This is a genomic window from Janthinobacterium sp. LM6 (genome assembly GCF_002002885.1).
In the GTDB taxonomy this organism is placed as follows: domain Bacteria; phylum Pseudomonadota; class Gammaproteobacteria; order Burkholderiales; family Burkholderiaceae_D; genus Janthinobacterium; species Janthinobacterium kumbetense.
The window spans coordinates 1,936,525-1,952,454 of sequence record NZ_CP019510.1; the positions used below are offsets into that span (position 1 = coordinate 1,936,525).

General features: G+C 63.2%; 14 protein-coding genes. 2 read left to right on the forward strand and 12 right to left on the reverse strand.

Features of this window, described 5'->3' with window-relative positions; genetic code table 11:
- Nucleotides 1–7 precede the first annotated feature (7 nt).
- The 10 genes from BZG29_RS08560 to BZG29_RS08605 all read right to left on the reverse strand — a co-directional run bounded on the left by BZG29_RS08560 (nucleotide 8) and on the right by BZG29_RS08605 (nucleotide 12,657).
- Entirely contained in the window at nucleotides 8–1,264 is a 1,257-nt protein-coding gene (locus tag BZG29_RS08560) for a protein-glutamate O-methyltransferase CheR (protein WP_077401156.1), read from the reverse strand.
- Nucleotides 1,261–1,716 (reverse strand): chemotaxis protein CheW, encoded by a 456-nt coding sequence (locus BZG29_RS08565; protein WP_077401159.1) that lies wholly within the window; start codon nucleotides 1,714–1,716, stop codon nucleotides 1,261–1,263. The genes BZG29_RS08560 and BZG29_RS08565 overlap by 4 nt, the downstream gene beginning before the upstream one ends.
- A 4-nt stretch (nucleotides 1,717–1,720) precedes the next feature.
- On the reverse strand, nucleotides 1,721–3,532 hold the full coding sequence (locus tag BZG29_RS08570; protein WP_077401162.1) for a methyl-accepting chemotaxis protein: 1,812 nt from the start codon (nucleotides 3,530–3,532) through the stop codon (nucleotides 1,721–1,723).
- 301 nt (nucleotides 3,533–3,833) lie between these two features.
- Complete coding sequence (locus BZG29_RS08575; protein WP_034759383.1) at nucleotides 3,834–5,069, reverse strand: argininosuccinate synthase; 1,236 nt, start codon at nucleotides 5,067–5,069, stop codon at nucleotides 3,834–3,836.
- 69 nt (nucleotides 5,070–5,138) lie between these two features.
- Complete coding sequence (gene argF, locus BZG29_RS08580; protein WP_077401165.1) at nucleotides 5,139–6,059, reverse strand: ornithine carbamoyltransferase; 921 nt, start codon at nucleotides 6,057–6,059, stop codon at nucleotides 5,139–5,141.
- A 285-nt stretch (nucleotides 6,060–6,344) separates the two neighbouring features.
- Complete coding sequence (locus tag BZG29_RS08585) at nucleotides 6,345–9,200, reverse strand: ATP-binding protein (protein ID WP_077401168.1); 2,856 nt, start codon at nucleotides 9,198–9,200, stop codon at nucleotides 6,345–6,347.
- A 213-nt stretch (nucleotides 9,201–9,413) separates the two neighbouring features.
- Nucleotides 9,414–9,830, reverse strand: coding sequence for a hypothetical protein (locus tag BZG29_RS08590; protein WP_077401171.1), 417 nt, complete (start codon nucleotides 9,828–9,830; stop codon nucleotides 9,414–9,416).
- A gap of 282 nt (nucleotides 9,831–10,112) precedes the next feature.
- Nucleotides 10,113–11,018 carry a ribosome small subunit-dependent GTPase A gene (rsgA, locus tag BZG29_RS08595; protein WP_077401174.1) on the reverse strand — a complete coding sequence of 302 codons (906 nt, stop codon included), beginning with the start codon at nucleotides 11,016–11,018 and terminating at the stop codon, nucleotides 10,113–10,115.
- Nucleotides 11,015–11,380, reverse strand: coding sequence for a 4a-hydroxytetrahydrobiopterin dehydratase (locus BZG29_RS08600; RefSeq protein WP_077401177.1), 366 nt, complete (start codon nucleotides 11,378–11,380; stop codon nucleotides 11,015–11,017). The genes rsgA and BZG29_RS08600 overlap by 4 nt, the downstream gene beginning before the upstream one ends.
- A complete protein-coding gene (locus BZG29_RS08605) occupies nucleotides 11,377–12,657 on the reverse strand; it encodes a M48 family metallopeptidase (protein WP_077401180.1) in 1,281 nt (426 codons plus the stop codon). The genes BZG29_RS08600 and BZG29_RS08605 overlap by 4 nt, the downstream gene beginning before the upstream one ends.
- Nucleotides 12,658–12,713: 56 nt before the next feature.
- On the opposite strand from BZG29_RS08605, the gene orn reads away from it, so the two are divergent.
- On the forward strand, nucleotides 12,714–13,310 hold the full coding sequence (gene orn / locus BZG29_RS08610) for an oligoribonuclease (RefSeq protein WP_170846480.1): 597 nt from the start codon (nucleotides 12,714–12,716) through the stop codon (nucleotides 13,308–13,310).
- Here the strand turns inward: orn and BZG29_RS08615 are convergent.
- Together BZG29_RS08615 and gcvA are read right to left on the reverse strand one after the other, a co-directional pair.
- On the reverse strand, nucleotides 13,305–13,652 hold the full coding sequence (locus BZG29_RS08615) for a hypothetical protein (protein WP_077401183.1): 348 nt from the start codon (nucleotides 13,650–13,652) through the stop codon (nucleotides 13,305–13,307). The genes orn and BZG29_RS08615 overlap by 6 nt on opposite strands.
- Complete coding sequence (gene gcvA / locus BZG29_RS08620; protein WP_077401186.1) at nucleotides 13,649–14,593, reverse strand: transcriptional regulator GcvA; 945 nt, start codon at nucleotides 14,591–14,593, stop codon at nucleotides 13,649–13,651. Before gcvA ends, BZG29_RS08615 begins: the two co-directional genes overlap by 4 nt.
- A 231-nt stretch (nucleotides 14,594–14,824) precedes the next feature.
- Here gcvA and BZG29_RS08625 point away from each other — a divergent pair, with 231 nt between their 5' ends.
- Nucleotides 14,825–15,724 (forward strand): DMT family transporter, encoded by a 900-nt coding sequence (locus BZG29_RS08625; RefSeq protein WP_077401189.1) that lies wholly within the window; start codon nucleotides 14,825–14,827, stop codon nucleotides 15,722–15,724.
- The last annotated feature ends 206 nt before the right edge of the window (nucleotides 15,725–15,930 follow it).

Below are 15,930 nucleotides of genomic sequence, written 5' to 3' on the forward strand. Positions count from 1 at the left end.
TTGCCCCTTAGTTGGACGCCTGGCGGCGCTGGTAAATGCGCGCCGCGCGCGCCTTCAGGGTGGCGGCGGCCGTGTGGTTGCCATTGCGTTCGGCCAGCAGGGACAGGTGGCACAGTGCCTCGTAATGGTCGGGCTGCAGGTAGATGCAGCGGCGCCAGTAATCGTCGGCCAGGTCCATCTTGCCGGCCAGTTCATTGATGATGCCCAGCATGAAATACGCTTCCGCCGCCTCGGGCACGCGCGCCAGGTGGGCGTGGCATTTTTCGCCCGCTTCGCGCAACTGGCCACGGTCGGCCAGCAGGCGCGCCTCGGCCAGCAAATCGGCTTGCGCGGCTTGCGCGGCCGGCGCCGGCGGGGACGATGGCACGGACACGGGGCGCGTGCGCGGCGCTGTCGCGGCGGCAGGGGCGGCTGCGGCGGTGCGCCTTGGCGCGGGCGGCACGCTGCGCAGGGGGCGCGCGGCCGGCAGCGGCGCCACCTGCGCGGGGCTGGCCGGCGCCGCCGTTTCCTTCTTCAGGGCGAAGGCCTGGCGGAACTGCAGTGTCGCAAAGCCGTTCTGGCAGAACGACGGCACTTCCGCATAGCCGGCCAGCAGCATGCCGTCGTCGGCCAGCAGGGCGGACAGGTTGTGGATGGCCGCGCGCGTGGTCGGCTTGTCGAAGTAAATCAAGAGGTTGCGGCAAAAGATGACGTCGTAATGGCGGCTGTAGGTGGCGGTGTCGAATTGCAGCAGATTGCCCTGCCTGAAGGTGACTTGCTCGCGCAAGGAGTCGATGATGCGGTAGGCGTCGTCGGCCACGTGCGTGAAATAGCGCTCGCGGAAGGCCACGTCCTGCGCGCGGAAGGCGTTGCGGCCATATACGCCGGCCTGCGCCCGCTCGATGCAGCCGGGACTCAGGTCATACGCGTCGATGCTGAACGCCTGTTTCGGCACGCCGCCGTCGCGCAGCGCCATGGCCATCGAATACGGTTCCTCGCCGCCCGCGCACGGGATCGACAGGATGCGCGTGGCGCGCCCGCGCGCCCAGCGTTCCTGCACCAGTTCGACGGTGACGTAGAACGCCTGCGGGTCGCGGAACAGCCACGATTCCGGCACCACCACCAGCTCGATCAATTGCGTCATTTCGGCCGGCGTAAGCGCTTGCAGGTAGGCTTCGCTATCGCTGAAGCCCGTTTGCTCCATGCGCTGGCCGACGGCCCGTTCGGCCACGGCTTTGGAGACGGACAGGCCGGTCGCGCGGCGCAGCAGGGCTTGTGCCGTCATGCCGCGCCCGCGTCTTGAAACAGCAGCGCGCGCACGTCGGGCGGCAGCAGGTGTTCGAGTTCGACCAGTTGCACGATGCCGTCGGTGTCGCTGGCCACCTGGCCCAGGAACGGTGCCGTGGCCACGCCGCTATCCTCGAGCTTGTCCGTTGCGATGTCGGCGATGCCGCGCACCTGCGTGGCCAGCAAGCCCAGCGCATGCGTGGCGCCGCCAGGCGCGCGGTAGTCGACGATGACGATGCGCGTGTCGAACTGCGCGGCGGCGGCCGGCAGCCCCGCCAGGCGCGACAGGTCGATCACGGGCACGGGCGTGCCGTGCAAGTCCATCAGGCCGGCCACGTAATCGGGCGTGAGCGGCAACTGCTTCAGCTCCAGCAGCGGCAAGACGCGCACGATGCCGGCCAGGGGCAGGCCATAGCGGTCGCGTCCGATGTGAAAGAGCAGCACTTTCATGGGATCAGATGGTGACGGCGAAGGTCGACACGCTCGACTGCAGGTCGCCCGCCGCATATTGCAGCTGGTGCACCGCTTCGCTGGTGGCCTTCAACGATTCCACCGTCTGCTGGGTGGCGTCGTTGAGCTGCATCATGGTGTCGGAAATTTGCGACGCGCCGATCGCTTGCGACTGCATGCCTTGCAGCACGGCATCAAATTGCGGCGTGAGTTTTTGCACCTGGTCCATCACGGACGACAATTGCTCCGCCACTTGCCGCACTTCGCCCACGCTGCGGCGAATTTCTTCCGAGAATTTATCCATGCCCATCACGCTGGCGGATACGGCCGACTGCATTTCCTTGAGCATTTGCTCGATATCCCAGGTGGAAACAGAGGTCTGGTCGGCCAGGCGGCGGATTTCCGTCGCCACGACGGAAAAGCCGCGGCCCGCTTCGCCCGCTTTTTCCGCCTCGATGGCGGCGTTCAGCGACAGGATGTTGGTCTGGTCGGCCACTTTCGTGATGGTGATCAGTACGCTGTTGATATTGCTGGCTTTTTCCGACAGGGCCGCCAGCTTGGCGTTGATGGAATCGGTGGCCGAGACCATGTGCTGCATGGTCGAATCCATGCGCTTGAGGTTGTTTTGGGCTTCGGCCGTCGCATTCGTCGTGTAGTCGGCCACGGCGGTGGCGTCTTCCATTGTTTTCAGCAACTGGCTCGTGTTGGCCGAGATTTCCTTGGTGGTGCTGAGAATTTCCACGCTCGTTTGCGCTTGCTCAATGCCTGTGGCTTCCTGCTGGCGCGCCGAGGCGGCGATTTCCGTGGCGGACGTCGTCACCTGGATGCCGGCCTTTTGCACATTGTTGAGCAGGCTGCGCAGGTTTTCAAACATCTTCGCCAGGCCGTTGCCCAGTTGGCCGATGGCGTCGCTGCCCGTGATGCCGACCTTGCCCGTCAGGTCGCCCGAGGCCGCCTTCGATACCACTTCCAGCAGCGAGTCGACCTTGGCCCGCAAGCTATTCGTAGCGGCCAGTTCATTGGCCTGGTTGTCCTGGATGGTTTGCGCCATGCGGTTGAATTCTTCCGTCACCTGACCCAGTTCGTCGCGTGAAATGATGGCGGCGCGCGCGCTTTGCTCGCCGCCGGCGATGCGCCCGACGGCTTCCGTCAGGTTGTTCAGCGGGCTGAGGATGGAGCGGCCCAGCAGATAGGAAATGCCCAGCGCCAGCACCACGCACAGCAGGCCGCCCAGCGCCAGGGTCAGCATCATGGTTTCCTGCAATTTTGCCGTGGTAGCCGTGCGCTCGGCCAGCAAGCGGGACTCTTCTGCCGCCGCTTCGTCGAGCAGCTTGTTCGCTTGTGCGACGGCCGGGTAACCGGTCGGCGGCATGGTGCGCGCCACCGATTCCGTGGCGCCTGGCGCATTGCCCAGGGCGCGGCGCTTCTCGATCAGGGGCGTGATCCACTCCTTGACCCAGGCGGCGGTCAGCGCGTCGATCTTGCGGAAGCGTTCCGATTGCACCTTGTTGTCCACCGTCATGCTGATAGCTTTTTGCGTATGCTGGCTCAGCACCCCTGTTTCATCGGTTTCCGGCGTCAGCGAGGCTTCGTTGCCGGTCAGGATGAAGCCGCGCGCTTCCACCTGGATTTGCAGGATGGAATTGTGAATCTTGTCGATCTCGACCTGCACTTCCATCGTGTGCCGGTCCCATGCATTGGCTTCCGACAGCCGCGAAAAGCTGTTGTAGGCCACGCCCAGCAAGATCAGGATGATGGCCACGATGGAGCCGAAGCCCAGGTACAGTTTATTCTTGATACTCAGGTCTTTGAACATGGTGGCTCCGGAAGCGGGAAGTTTTCGACTAAGAGCGCCTAACAGAACCGTAGCGAGCGGCAGCGAGTTGCGGCTGAGAAGCGCAACTGTGCGCATGCACAGTGAGCATCGCAGGCCGCAAATCGCGCCGCGCAGTAGCTTATGTTAGGTACTCTAAATTGCACTGTAGCATTTTGCCATGCGGACAGCAAAATGGGGTGCGTGCAGGGCCGTAAATCGCGGCCGAGTGCGTTTCAAACGTAAAAAAGCCGCCCGTAGGCGGCTTTGCTTGGCGCGGGAGGTAGTGCCTCCCGGCAACTAATTACTTCTGGCCGCGTTTTTCGCGGGCGATGGCGGCGATGCGCATGCGCAAGGCGTTCAGCTTGATGAAGCCGCCGGCGTCGGCCTGGTTGTAGGCGCCGCCGTCTTCGTCGAAGGTGGCGATGTTCATGTCGAACAGCGAATCCGTCTTCGAATCGCGCGACACGACGATCACATTGCCCTTGTACAGCTTGATGCGTACCCAGCCGTTCACGGTTTCCTGCGTGTGGTCGATCAGGGTTTGCAGGGCAACGCGCTCGGGCGCCCACCAGTAGCCGTTGTAGATCATCGACGCGTAGCGCGGCATCAGGTCATCTTTCAGATGGGCAACTTCGCGGTCCAGGGTGATCGATTCGATGGCGCGGTGGGCTTTCAGCATGATGGTGCCGCCCGGGGTTTCATAGCAGCCGCGCGATTTCATGCCGACGTAGCGGTTTTCCACCAGGTCCAGGCGTCCCACGCCATGCTTGCCGCCAACTTTGTTCAGTTCGGCCAGCACGGTGGCGGGCGACATGCGCACGCCGTTGATGGCGACGATATCGCCTTTTTCGTATTCGATGTCCAGGTATTCCGCTTCGTCCGGCGCTTTTTCCGGGCTGACGGTCCAGCGCCACATGGTTTCTTCCGCTTCGGCGCTCGGGTTTTCCAGGTGGCGGCCTTCAAAGCTGATGTGCAGCAAGTTGGCATCCATCGAGTACGGCGCGCCGCCGTTCTTGTGCTTCATGTCGATTTCGATGCCGGCATCTTCCGCGTACTTCAGCAGTTTTTCGCGCGACAGCAAGTCCCACTCGCGCCATGGGGCGATGATTTTCACGCCAGGCTTGAGCGCGTAGGCGCCCAGCTCGAAACGCACCTGGTCGTTGCCCTTGCCGGTCGCGCCGTGCGAGATGGCGTCGGCGCCCGTGGCGTTGGCGATTTCGATCAGGCGCTTGGCGATCAGCGGACGGGCGATCGAGGTGCCCAGCAGGTATTCGCCTTCGTAGACGGTGTTGGCGCGGAACATCGGGAAGACGAAATCGCGCACGAATTCCTCGCGCACGTCTTCGATATGGATGTTTTCCGGCTTGATGCCGAATTTGATGGCCTTGGCGCGCGCCGGTTCCAGTTCTTCGCCCTGGCCCAGGTCGGCCGTGAAGGTGACGATTTCGCACTGGTAGTTATCTTGCAGCCATTTCAGGATGACGGAGGTGTCGAGTCCGCCGGAATAGGCCAGGACTACTTTTTTAATGTCGCTCATATTGCTTCCAGTTGTCGTTGTCGATGTATGTATTGCGATGCTGCCAGGTGTTATGCAGTGCCTGGCGAATTAGTTGATTTTACCGAGTAACAGGTATTCGATCAGCGCTTTTTGCACGTGCAAACGGTTTTCCGCCTCGTCCCACACCACCGATTGCGGGCCGTCGATCACTTCGGCGGCCACTTCCTCGCCGCGGTGGGCGGGCAGGCAGTGCATGAACAGGGCGTCGGGCGCGGCGCGGGCCATCTTCGCGCCATCGACGATCCAGCCGTCGAAGGCGGCGATGCGCGCCGCGTTTTCCGCTTCGTAGCCCATGCTGGTCCACACGTCCGTGTTGACCAGGTGCGCGCCTTCGCAGGCGTCCGATGGATTGGCGAAGAAGGTATAGCGCTCGGTCTTGACTTGCGCCAGGTCAATGTCGTAACCCTTCGGCGTCGACACGTTCACATGGAAGCCGAACACTTCGGCCGCTTGCAGCCACGAGTACAGCATGTTGTTGGCGTCGCCGATCCAGGCGACCACCTTGCCGGCGATCGAGCCGCGGTGTTCGATGTAGGTGAAGATGTCGGCAAAGACCTGGCACGGGTGGTGTTCATTGGTCAGACCGTTGATCACCGGCACGCGCGAATTGGCGGCGAAGCGCTCGATGATTTCCTGGCCGAAGGTGCGCACCATGATGATGTCGCACATGCGCGACATGACCTGGCCCGCGTCTTCCACCGGCTCGCCGCGGCCCAGCTGGGAGTCGCGCGTGTTCAGGTAGATGGCGGCGCCGCCCAGCTGGTGCATGCCCGCTTCGAACGACAGGCGCGTGCGGGTCGAGTTCTTTTCAAAGACCATCACCAGGGTGCGGTCGATCAGTGGATGGTAGATTTCGTAGTTCTTGAACTTGCGCTTGATCAGATGGGCGCGTTCGATCACATATTCGTACTCTTCCAACGTGAAATCGGAGAACTGGAGGTAGTGCTTGATCGGTTTTTTTGTCGACATAATGACCACTTGAAGATGCGCAGGCCGCCGGCGGCGTGCCTTTCCCGCCGGGTTGCATCAGCGTACAACATCTCGTCTGATGACTGCCTCGCCCGGCGCGCTGCTGTGTTGATCGGTGCCAGCGCGACGCCTGTCGCGCGGTACGATGCAGTTTGCCAAGTTGAAAATAATGCAATGGCAAGTACTTCAGCCGTTCAATTATAAGGGTTTTGCTTTTAGATTGGAAAGACTGCCCGGGCGCGTACTTGTATAGGCAAGCCTGCGCCCGGGCAACGGGGCGGTGGATTAATAGATGCTGGCGGGCGCGGCGCCGTCCAGCTGGGGCGCCACCAGCGGCAAGTCCAGGGTGAAGCGCGTGCCGGCGGGGCTGCTGGCCACCTGGATGGTGCCGCCCAGCAGGGCCGTGACGATGTTGTAGCTGATCGACAAACCCAGGCCGCTGCCACCCTGGCCCAGCTTGGTAGTAAAGAAGGGGTCGAAGATGCGCGACAAATGCTGCTCCGCGATGCCGCCGCCATTGTCTTCGAAGACGATCCGCACGCGCGCCGCGTCCGCCGTGGCGGACAGGCGCATGCAGCCCGTGCCGACGCCGCCATCGTTGGGCGCGGGGGCGAAGGCATGCAGCAGCGCATTGTTGATCAGATTGGTGATCACCTGGCCGAACGGGCCAGGATAGCTGTCCATGGCGATGCCGAAGTCGATCTCCATTTCGATGCGGTGGCCCGAACTGCGGATGCGGTTCATGACGGTGGCGATGATTTCATTGCTTACTTGTTGCAAGTCAAAGCGGCGCCGCTGCTCGGTGGTGCGGTCGACGGCCACCTGCTTGAAGCTGTTGACCAGGTCGGCCGCGCTGCGCAGGCCGCGCATCACCAGCGCCGACGCCTTGCCCGCATCGTCGATGAAGGCGGCCAGGTCCGAACGGCGCAGGCCGGGACCGTTCATCAGGCGTTCCACGTCTTCCGTCTTTTGCTGCATGGTGCTGGCGATCAACAGACTGTTGCCGATCGGGGTATTGAGTTCATGCGCCACGCCGGCCATCAGCGAACCGAGGGCGGCCAGTTTTTCCTGCGATACCAGTTGCGCTTGGGCATCTTGCAATTGCCGGTAGGCGCTGGCGTTGTCGAGCGCGATGGCGCCATACGCGCACAGCGTGCGGAAGATCAGCCGCTCGCGTTCGCCATATGCGTTGGCGTGGCAGGCCTGCACCGTCATCACGCCGAGCACGCGTTCGCCCACCATCAGCGGCACGTACAGCACGCTCTGGTTATGCAGGGTGCCGGGCACCGTGTAGGCGTGGCGGCGCGGCGGCACCTGGTCGATATACACTTCGCGCCGGCCCAGCAGGCAGCGCACGGAGTAGGCGCGTGGATTGCTCAGTGGAATGGCGTTGTCGGGCAGGGGCCGGCCTGCTTCCATGCCATGCGCGCGGCGCAGCTCCGTGCCTGCGGCGTCGAGCATGTAGACGGCGAAGGTGTTGACTGGCAGCAAGGCATGCACGTGGCGGTCGAGCACCTGGAATACGGCGCTGGCGTCGAGGTGGGTGGTGATTTCCTGGCCGATGGCCGACAGCCGTTCCAGGGTGTCGCTGGTCTGTTGCAGCACTTCGGCGCGCCGCGCTTCGGAGGCGGCCAGTTCGCGGTGGTGATAGCCTTCCGAGCGCGCATGTTCCGTCTGGTGGTAGACCTGCATGGCGGTGGCGCGGTTGCTGGCTTGCTGGGTGTGGCTTTTTTCGCGCGCCATGCCTGCATCGAGGGCGATATCGTAGGCGCGCGCATAATCGCCCGCATGCGCGTATTCGCGCGCCAGTGCATCGAGCAGCTCGCCGGGCGGCGAATAGCCGTCGATGGAGGCGGCCACCTGCAGCGCCTGGTGCAGGAAATGCAGGGCGGGATTGCGTTCCAGCATGTCTGCGGGCGGGGGCAACTCATGGCGCGCATGCAACATCGACAAGACGCGCAGCGCCGCCACCTGGTGCATGGCGTCACCCTGCGCGGTGGCCAGCTGGCAAGCCCGCTCGGCCGCCTGCAGCGCCTCGTCCGGACGGTCCAGGTAGGACAGCGCGTGGGCGCTGCCGCGCTGCGCCATGCTGCGGAAATCGGCCTGGCCCAGCGCTTCGGCGCGCTGCGCCAGCCGGCTGAAGGCGTCGAGCGCCGTGTCGTAGTCGCCCTTGTCCAGGCTCAGTTCGCCCAGGTGGAACAGGGCGTTGGCATAGGTGCGCGCACCGGACACGGGCGCCAGGATGTGCAGCGCCTGGCGCAGCAAGTCTTCGGCGGCGGTCAGGCGTCCCAGCTTGCGCATGGTTTCGGCCGTATGCGTCTGGCAGGCGCCGATGCTGCGCGGCCAGCCTGTCGGGCGGGCCAGGTCCAGCGCGCACTGCATCCATTCGAGGGCCGATTCGTTGTCGTTGAGGCTGGAGAAACAGTCGCCGATATTGATGGCGGCCGTGATGGCGCCGCGCAGCTGGCCGCTTTCCAGCGCCGCCTCGTAGCTTTGCATGTAGTGGCCGGCGGCCGTGCCCAGGTCGCGCGAGGTGTGCGCCAGCAAGCCGCGGAAGTCATGCACCCAGGCGGCCAGCGGCGCGGACAGCTTGCCGCTGGCGCTGTCGGCCTGGAAGCGGCTGCCCCAGCGCGCCTGTGCGGCTGGCGCATCGCGCAGCACGGCCCAGCGCGCCGTGGCCGCGTCGGCCAGGCTGGCGCGCATCGCATCGCCGGCGCCGCGCGCTTGTTCTGCTGCGGCCAGCAGTTCGGCATCGCAGCGGGCATGGTCGCCCCGGTCGACGGCAATCGAGGACAGCAGCCAGTGGGCGTCGGCGCAGGCGGCGCCGTCGCCGTGCGCGCACAGGATGGCGTGCGCCGCCATGGCCAGGCTTTCGGCCGCATCGAGCGCGCCTTGCAGCCATGCCACTTCCGCCTGCACCAGTTGCAATCGTGCCTGCGCGAGCGCCAGGGCGGGGGGCGGCAGCTGGGCCTGGGGCAGCAAGGCTGCCGCTTCGGCCGCATGCTGCAGCGCCTGTGCGCAGTTGCGCTGGCGCAAATGCCATGCCAGCCGCATCAGCAAGGGCAGGCGCTCCAGGGCGCGCAATGGCCGCAGTGTATCTTCCCACTGTGCAATGTCATGTTCGAGTGCGAACATTTCCATCCGAAATCTCCCGCAAGGCGATGGTGTTGGCCAGCGGCCAGTGACACCTTATTGGATCGCATTGTAAGCTGCATCGGATGCAGTTGTTTGGTCGACTCGACAGTATTTTTTTGCGCGCCCTTTCAGGCGGCGCAAAGCAGGCGGGGCGTGCACCCGCCCCTGCCGGCTGATGCACGCCCCGTGGACAGGCGGCCGTTTGCCGTGCCGCTTGTGCTAGCGGCCGGCGAAGTGCACGGTACTGGCCGTTTCGCCAGCCTTGGCGACGGCGCCCGGAATATTGTTCAGTCCGGTAATGGCGATGACGTCGCCAGCGTTGCGAAATTCCATGCGGGTGCCGCTGGCCGTTTCAAAGACGCCCGGCGCGCGGCCGAACAGTTCCACTTCGGGCTGCCCCTTGATTTGCGTGAAATAGCGGTTGACTTGCTGGCGCAGCAGCAAGGTATCGCCCGTGTCGAGCTGGTAGCTGTTGCCGTACTGGCTGAATTCCTGCGGCGCCAGTTTATAGACCTTGCCGGAAACCTGGACCTTGTCCTGTTCGCCGATTTCCAGCGCATTGGCGCTGAGGCAAGACAGGCCGAGGACGAGTGCGGCGCTACCGAGGGCGAGGGTATGCGAGAACGATGCTTTCATGATTTCACCTTGTGATCGAGATGCTGGTTGGAGTTAGACCAATGTTGTCTCCAGCAGGTTCGCTGGCGGGGACAATGCCAAGGTAGCAAGCGTGGGGGCGCCATGCCAGCATCAAGCGATGAAACGCCGGAATCTGGCGCTGAAACGCGAAATCAGGCGACGGATGGTTTTGGAATGAATGGGAGAAAGCAGGCTCTGCCGCAGAATTTAATTCTGTTTAATTAGCGGTGGTAAACTTTTTATCGGTTTGGCGCCCGCCTCGACAACGGGCGCCAGGCGCGTTCAATACAGCGTTTGCGCCGATTCGTGCAGCAGCTGGCCATACAGGGTATGGCGCATCTTGGCGATCTTGCCTTCAGACAAGGCTTGCAGGATGGCGCATTGCGGCTCGATCAGGTGGCGGCAGTTATAGAACTTGCAACCGCCGAGGTAGGGCTGGAATTCGCGGAAGGCCCGCTCCAGCATGCCCTCGGACAAGTGGTACAGGCCGAATTCCTGGAAGCCGGGCGAATCGATGATGGAGCTGTGCGCACCCAGCTCGTCGAGCTTGTACAGGCGCGTAAAGGTCGTCGTGTGCTTGCCCGTGTCGAGCGCGGCCGAGATTTCGCGCACGGCGATGTCCGCGTCCGGCACCAGCAGGTTGATCAATGACGACTTGCCCATGCCCGACTGGCCGATGAGGATGGACGACTGCCCCGCCAGCAGCGGCGCCAGAGTGGCCACGGCGTGTTCCGGTTCGGCGCGCGCCGATACTTCATCGACGGGATAGCCCATCGATGAATACGGCAGCAGGCGTTCGCGGGCGCGCTCCAGCGAAGCGGTCACGTCCGTCTTGTTGAGGATGATGCGCGCCTCGATGCCGGCCGCGTCGGCCGCCACCAGCGAGCGCGAGATCAGGTCGTCGGCAAAGCCCGGCTCCGTCGCCACGACGATGAACAACTGCGTCAGGTTGGCCGCCAGCAGCTTCGATTTGTACTGGTCCGAGCGGTACAGCAGGGTCTTGCGTTCCTCGATGCGGTCAATGACAGCCTGGTCGTTGGACGTGCGCGTCAGGTGCACGATGTCGCCCACGGCCACATTGGTTTTCTTGCCGCGCGTTACGCATTGCAGCTTGGCGCCGTCCACGTCGGCCAGGTAATGGCGGCCGTGGGCGGCGATGATGACGCCCGTCAACTTGCCTTCGCTCATGGGGCCACCTGGCTGCTCTGGTAGATGAGGTCTGCCTTGGCGGCGCAGATGAAGTCGTTTTCGGACAGGCCGCCGGCGCCATGGTTGACCGAGTGCGTGTCGTAGCGCACGGCGCAGGTTTTGTAAGTAATGATGAGCTCCGGATGGTGGTCTTGCGTATGGGTCATATAGGCCAGGGCGTTCACGAACGCCAGGGTCTGGTAGTAATTCTTGAAGCCGAAGTCGCGACACAGCTTGCCATTTTGCAAGTTCCATTGCGGCAGCAGGGCGTGCAGGGTGGCAATGTCCGTGTCGCCCAGCGCCTGCTGGCGCGGTGCGCAGGACAGTTGGGCCAGGTCTTGCGAAGTCGATGGCGTATTCATGTCGTAGCCCCTTTCAGGTGGCGGATGCGCACGCTGGCCGGCGGGTGGCTATCGTAGAAGGCCGAGTGCAGCGGGTCGGGCGTCAGGGTCGACGCATTGTCTTCATACATTTTGACGAGCGCCGAGACCAGGTCGTCCGCCTGCGTGTGCGTGGCGGCAAAGGCGTCGGCTTCGAATTCATGCTTGCGCGAGCTGAGCGAGGTCAACGGTCCCAGCAGGAAAGTGAATACCGGCAAGGCCAGCATGAACAGCAGCAGCGCCAGCGCATCCGTCGGCTGGCCCGTCAGCGCCAGGGCGACAGGGTCGACGCCCAGGCCCGCGTAAAACCATGGCTGCGTCTTCAGGAAGCCCAGCAGCGCGAGGAAACCCAGCGAGATGACGAACATCATGGCGATGCGCTTGACGATGTGCTTGAGCTTGAAGTGGCCCAGTTCATGCGCCAGCACGGCTTCGATTTCCTGCGGCGCCAGGCGCGACAGCAGGGTGTCGAAGAAGACGATGCGCTTGTTGGCGCCAAAGCCCGAGAAATACGCATTGCCGTGGGCGCTGCGCTTCGAGCCATCCATGACGAACAGGCCTTTCGAGGCGAAACCCACGCGTTGCATCAAGCCTTCGATGCGGCTTTTCAGCGCTTCGTCGGCCAGCGGCGTGAATTTGTTGAACAGGGGGGCGATGACGGTCGGAAACAGCACCATTATCAGCAACTGGAAGCCGCTCCAGACGAACCACGCGTACAGCCACCACAGGTCGCCCGACTTGGCCATCAGGGTCAGCACGACCCAGATCAGCGGCAGGCCGATGGCCGCGCCCAGGCCCACGCCCTTGAGCATGTCCGTGAAGAACAGCTTGCGCGCCATGGTATTGAAGCCGAAGCGCTGCTCCAGCACGAACTGGCGGTAGTAATCGAAGGGCAGGTCGATCAGGCCGGAAATGGCGGCAAAGGCGGCGATCAGGCCGATCTGGTACAGCATGGGCGAGCCAGAGCCCATCCATTCATGCAGGTGCAGCGCCAGCCATTGCAGGCCGCCCAGCAAGGTAAAACCGATCAGCACGGCATAGTTGACCAGCAAGGTCAGCAAGCCGAATTTGGTCTTCGCCACCGTGTAGTCGGCCGCCTTCTGGTGCGCGGCCAGCGGGATCTTTTCCGCGAATTCGGGCGGAACAAAGGCGCGGTGGGCCAGCACGTGGCGAATCTGCCGCGAAGCGAGCCAGAAGCGCACGGCCAGGGTCAAAACGAGGACGGATACAAACAAAATCGAAAACGCGAGTGAATACATTCTGTGCCTGTGAGAAAATGGCTGATTATTTAGTTTGATTAGGCCAAGAGAGAATTATGTCACAAGCGACCGACTTAACTGCATCCACCCCCGCACCCGCCGTGCCCGCACGTCCCAATGAGATGAATCTGGTCTGGGTCGACATGGAAATGACGGGCCTGGAGCCCGATACTGACCGCATCATCGAGGTGGCGGTGGTGGTGACGGACATGCACTTGAACCTGCTGGCCGAAGGCCCCGTGTTTGTGATTCATCAATCGGATGAAACCCTGAACAAGATGGATGCCTGGAACAAGGGCACGCACGGCCGCTCGGGCCTGATCGACAAGGTCAAGGCGTCGACCGTGACGGAAGCGCAGGCGGAAGCGGAATTGATCGCGTTCCTGAAAAAATACGTGCCAGCTGGCAAGTCGCCCATGTGCGGCAACACCATCGGCCAGGACCGCCGCTTCATGGTGCGCGGCATGCCGAAGCTGGAAGCGTTCTTCCACTATCGCAATGTTGACGTATCGACATTGAAAGAGCTGTGCAAGCGTTGGAAGCCGGAAATCGCCACCGGTTTCAAGAAGCACCAGAAGCACACGGCCCTGGCCGATATCCTCGAATCGATCGAAGAGCTTAAGTACTACCGCGAGCATTTCATCAAGTTATAACTTTTCGTATGTTCCAAAGGCGAGGGCGGACCAAACACCATCCTCGCCTTGCCACTGCAGCGCAAACGGTCCCGTTTGCCGCAAGCCCGTGATCCACACTGTCTCGCCAGGTTCGCGGAAATATGCCGTGCACTGGCCGAACGGCTGTCCCAGCCGGCACAGCACCAATCCTTCGCCCGCCACGGCGCACCATTGCTCATTGATGTCGATCAAGGCCACGGCCGGGTCGCCATAGAACTCGCCCAGGCTGGCTTGCCGGCCATCGGCCGCCGTCACCCTGGCATGTTCGTAGTCATGCTGGACAATAAATCGGGCGCTGTGCGCCAGTTCCGTGCTCGTCATGCTGTCTCCACGGTAGGCCAGACGGTTTCCTGGTCGGCGCGCGCTTCGGCGATCAGCCATTCGCAGAAGGCGTGCACGAGGGGCCGCGTTTCCGCCTGGGGCGAGCGCAGCAGGTAATAGCAGTGGGGGCCGCGCACGGCGTGTTCGAACACGCGCACCAGGCGGCCCGAACGCAGGTCGTCGCCGATCAGGGGGCTGGCGGCGATGGCCACGCCCTGGCCGCTGGCGGCCGCGTCCAGGCACAGATACGTGTGCGAAAAGCGCGCGCCGCTGTTGCCGCTATTGCCGCTGTAATGCACGCCGCAGCTGTGCAGCCAGCGCGTCCAGTCGATTTCGCCGGGCAGGTGCACTTCCGGTTCGTCGTGCAGCAGCGGGTAGCGCAGCAGGTCGGCGGGCTGGCGCAGGCTGGCCGCGTTGGCGCGGAAATCGGGGCTGCAGACGGCGGAAAACCATTCTTCCATCAATAGATCCACTTTCAGGCCCGGATAGCGGCCCGGTCCCAGGCGGATGGCCACGTCCACGCCATCGCGCGCCAGGTCGACCGGGTGCATCGAGGCCAGCACGCGCAGTTCGATCTGCGGATAGCGGTCGCGCAGGCGGCCCAGGCGCGGCATCAGCCAGCGCGAGACGAGCGAACTGGTGGCCGTCACCGTCACCACCTTGTCGTCGCCCTGGCGCCGCGCCTGCTCGGAGACGTCGGCCAGCTGGTTGAGTATCGGCCCCAGCGAGGCCGCATAGCGCTGGCCGGCGTTGGTCAGCACCACGCCGCGCGGCATGCGCTGGAACAGCACGATGCCGAGCCACGCTTCCAGCTGTTTTACGTGGTGGCCGATGGCGCCGGCCGAGACATGCAATTCTTCGCCCGCGCGCTGGAAGCCTTCATGGCGGGCAGCCGCCTCGAAGGCGTGCAGGGCGGCGAGCGGGGGCAAGGGACGTGACATGGCACTCTTCAAGAGATTGAGCCTCAGTAATATTCGGCCTATCCGTGAAGAATATTGGTTTGTTTCATTTTGCGCAAGCGAATATGATGCCGTCACTGCGTGAAGTGACCCGCAATAGGATTCACGCATGCAGTATCCCCCAGTCTTGCCATTCATTTATATTTACAACGCCTGGGAAAACCGTCGCGACGCGCAGCAGGTTTTCCCTGACGTACTCAAAGAGGTCTAGTCATGTCTGATCGCCGCGCTGTTGCGCTGGTGTTGCTGTCGGCCGCCGGTTTCGGCAGTTCCGCAGTGTTTGCCAAGGCGGCGTATGCGTCCGGGGTCAACCCGTCGACCATGCTGGCCTTGCGTTTCGTCATCGCCGCCATGCTGTTGCTGCCGCTCGTGTGGCTGGGCGGCTGGCGCTTGCCGCGCGGCCGCCTGCTGGCCGGCTACATGCTGATGGGCCTGATGTACACGGCGCAGTCGCAAGGCTATTTCAATGCCCTCATGTATGCCAGCAGCGGCCTGTGCGGCATGTTGCTGTATGTGTATCCCGTGCTGGTGACGATCCTGGCGCTGGCGCTGGGCTGGGAAAAGCTGGACCGCCGCATGCTGGTGCTGATGGCGCTGGCGATTGCCGGCATGGCCATCACCCTGGGCGGCAAGCTGCAGGGCCAGCCCATCGGCATCGCCCTGGCCTTGATGGCCGCCGGCGTGTACGCCGTGTACATTCTGTTTGGCAACAGCCTGTCGAAAAGCCGCGAGAATATTCACCCATTGGCCGCTTGCGTGGTGATCCTGGGCACGGCAGGCTTGTCGAACAGCGCGATTGCCTTGTGGCAAGGCGTGTCCTTGCCGGGCACGGCGACGGGCTGGCTGGCCGTCAGCGCCATCGCCCTGTTCTCGACGGCCATCGCGATTGCCGCCTTCTTTGCCGGCGTGGCGCAGATCGGCGCAGCCAAGGCGTCCATCATTTCCACGTTCGAACCCGTCATCACGATGGCGTTCGGCGTGACCTTGCTGAAAGAATCCGTCAGCGGCACGCAATTGCTGGGCGGCGCCATGGTCCTGGCCGCCGTGGTATTGCTGGCGCAGCGCCCCACGGCGAAACCGGCATCCATGCCGGCGGTACAGGCCAGCGCCTGAGTTCAACGCTGACATTTTCTCAACACTGATCAGTTGTATCGATCGGTCTCCTTTGCGCTGCGACGGGTTTCCTGTCGCGGCGTTTTTTTTGCGCGTAATTTTTTTCACATAAATAAGCATTGATTGCGAATGATTCTCATTTATAATTGACTTCAAGATTCCCCCACCACCAGCCAGCCCATGCCAGCCAGTGTTCGCCTTGAAAG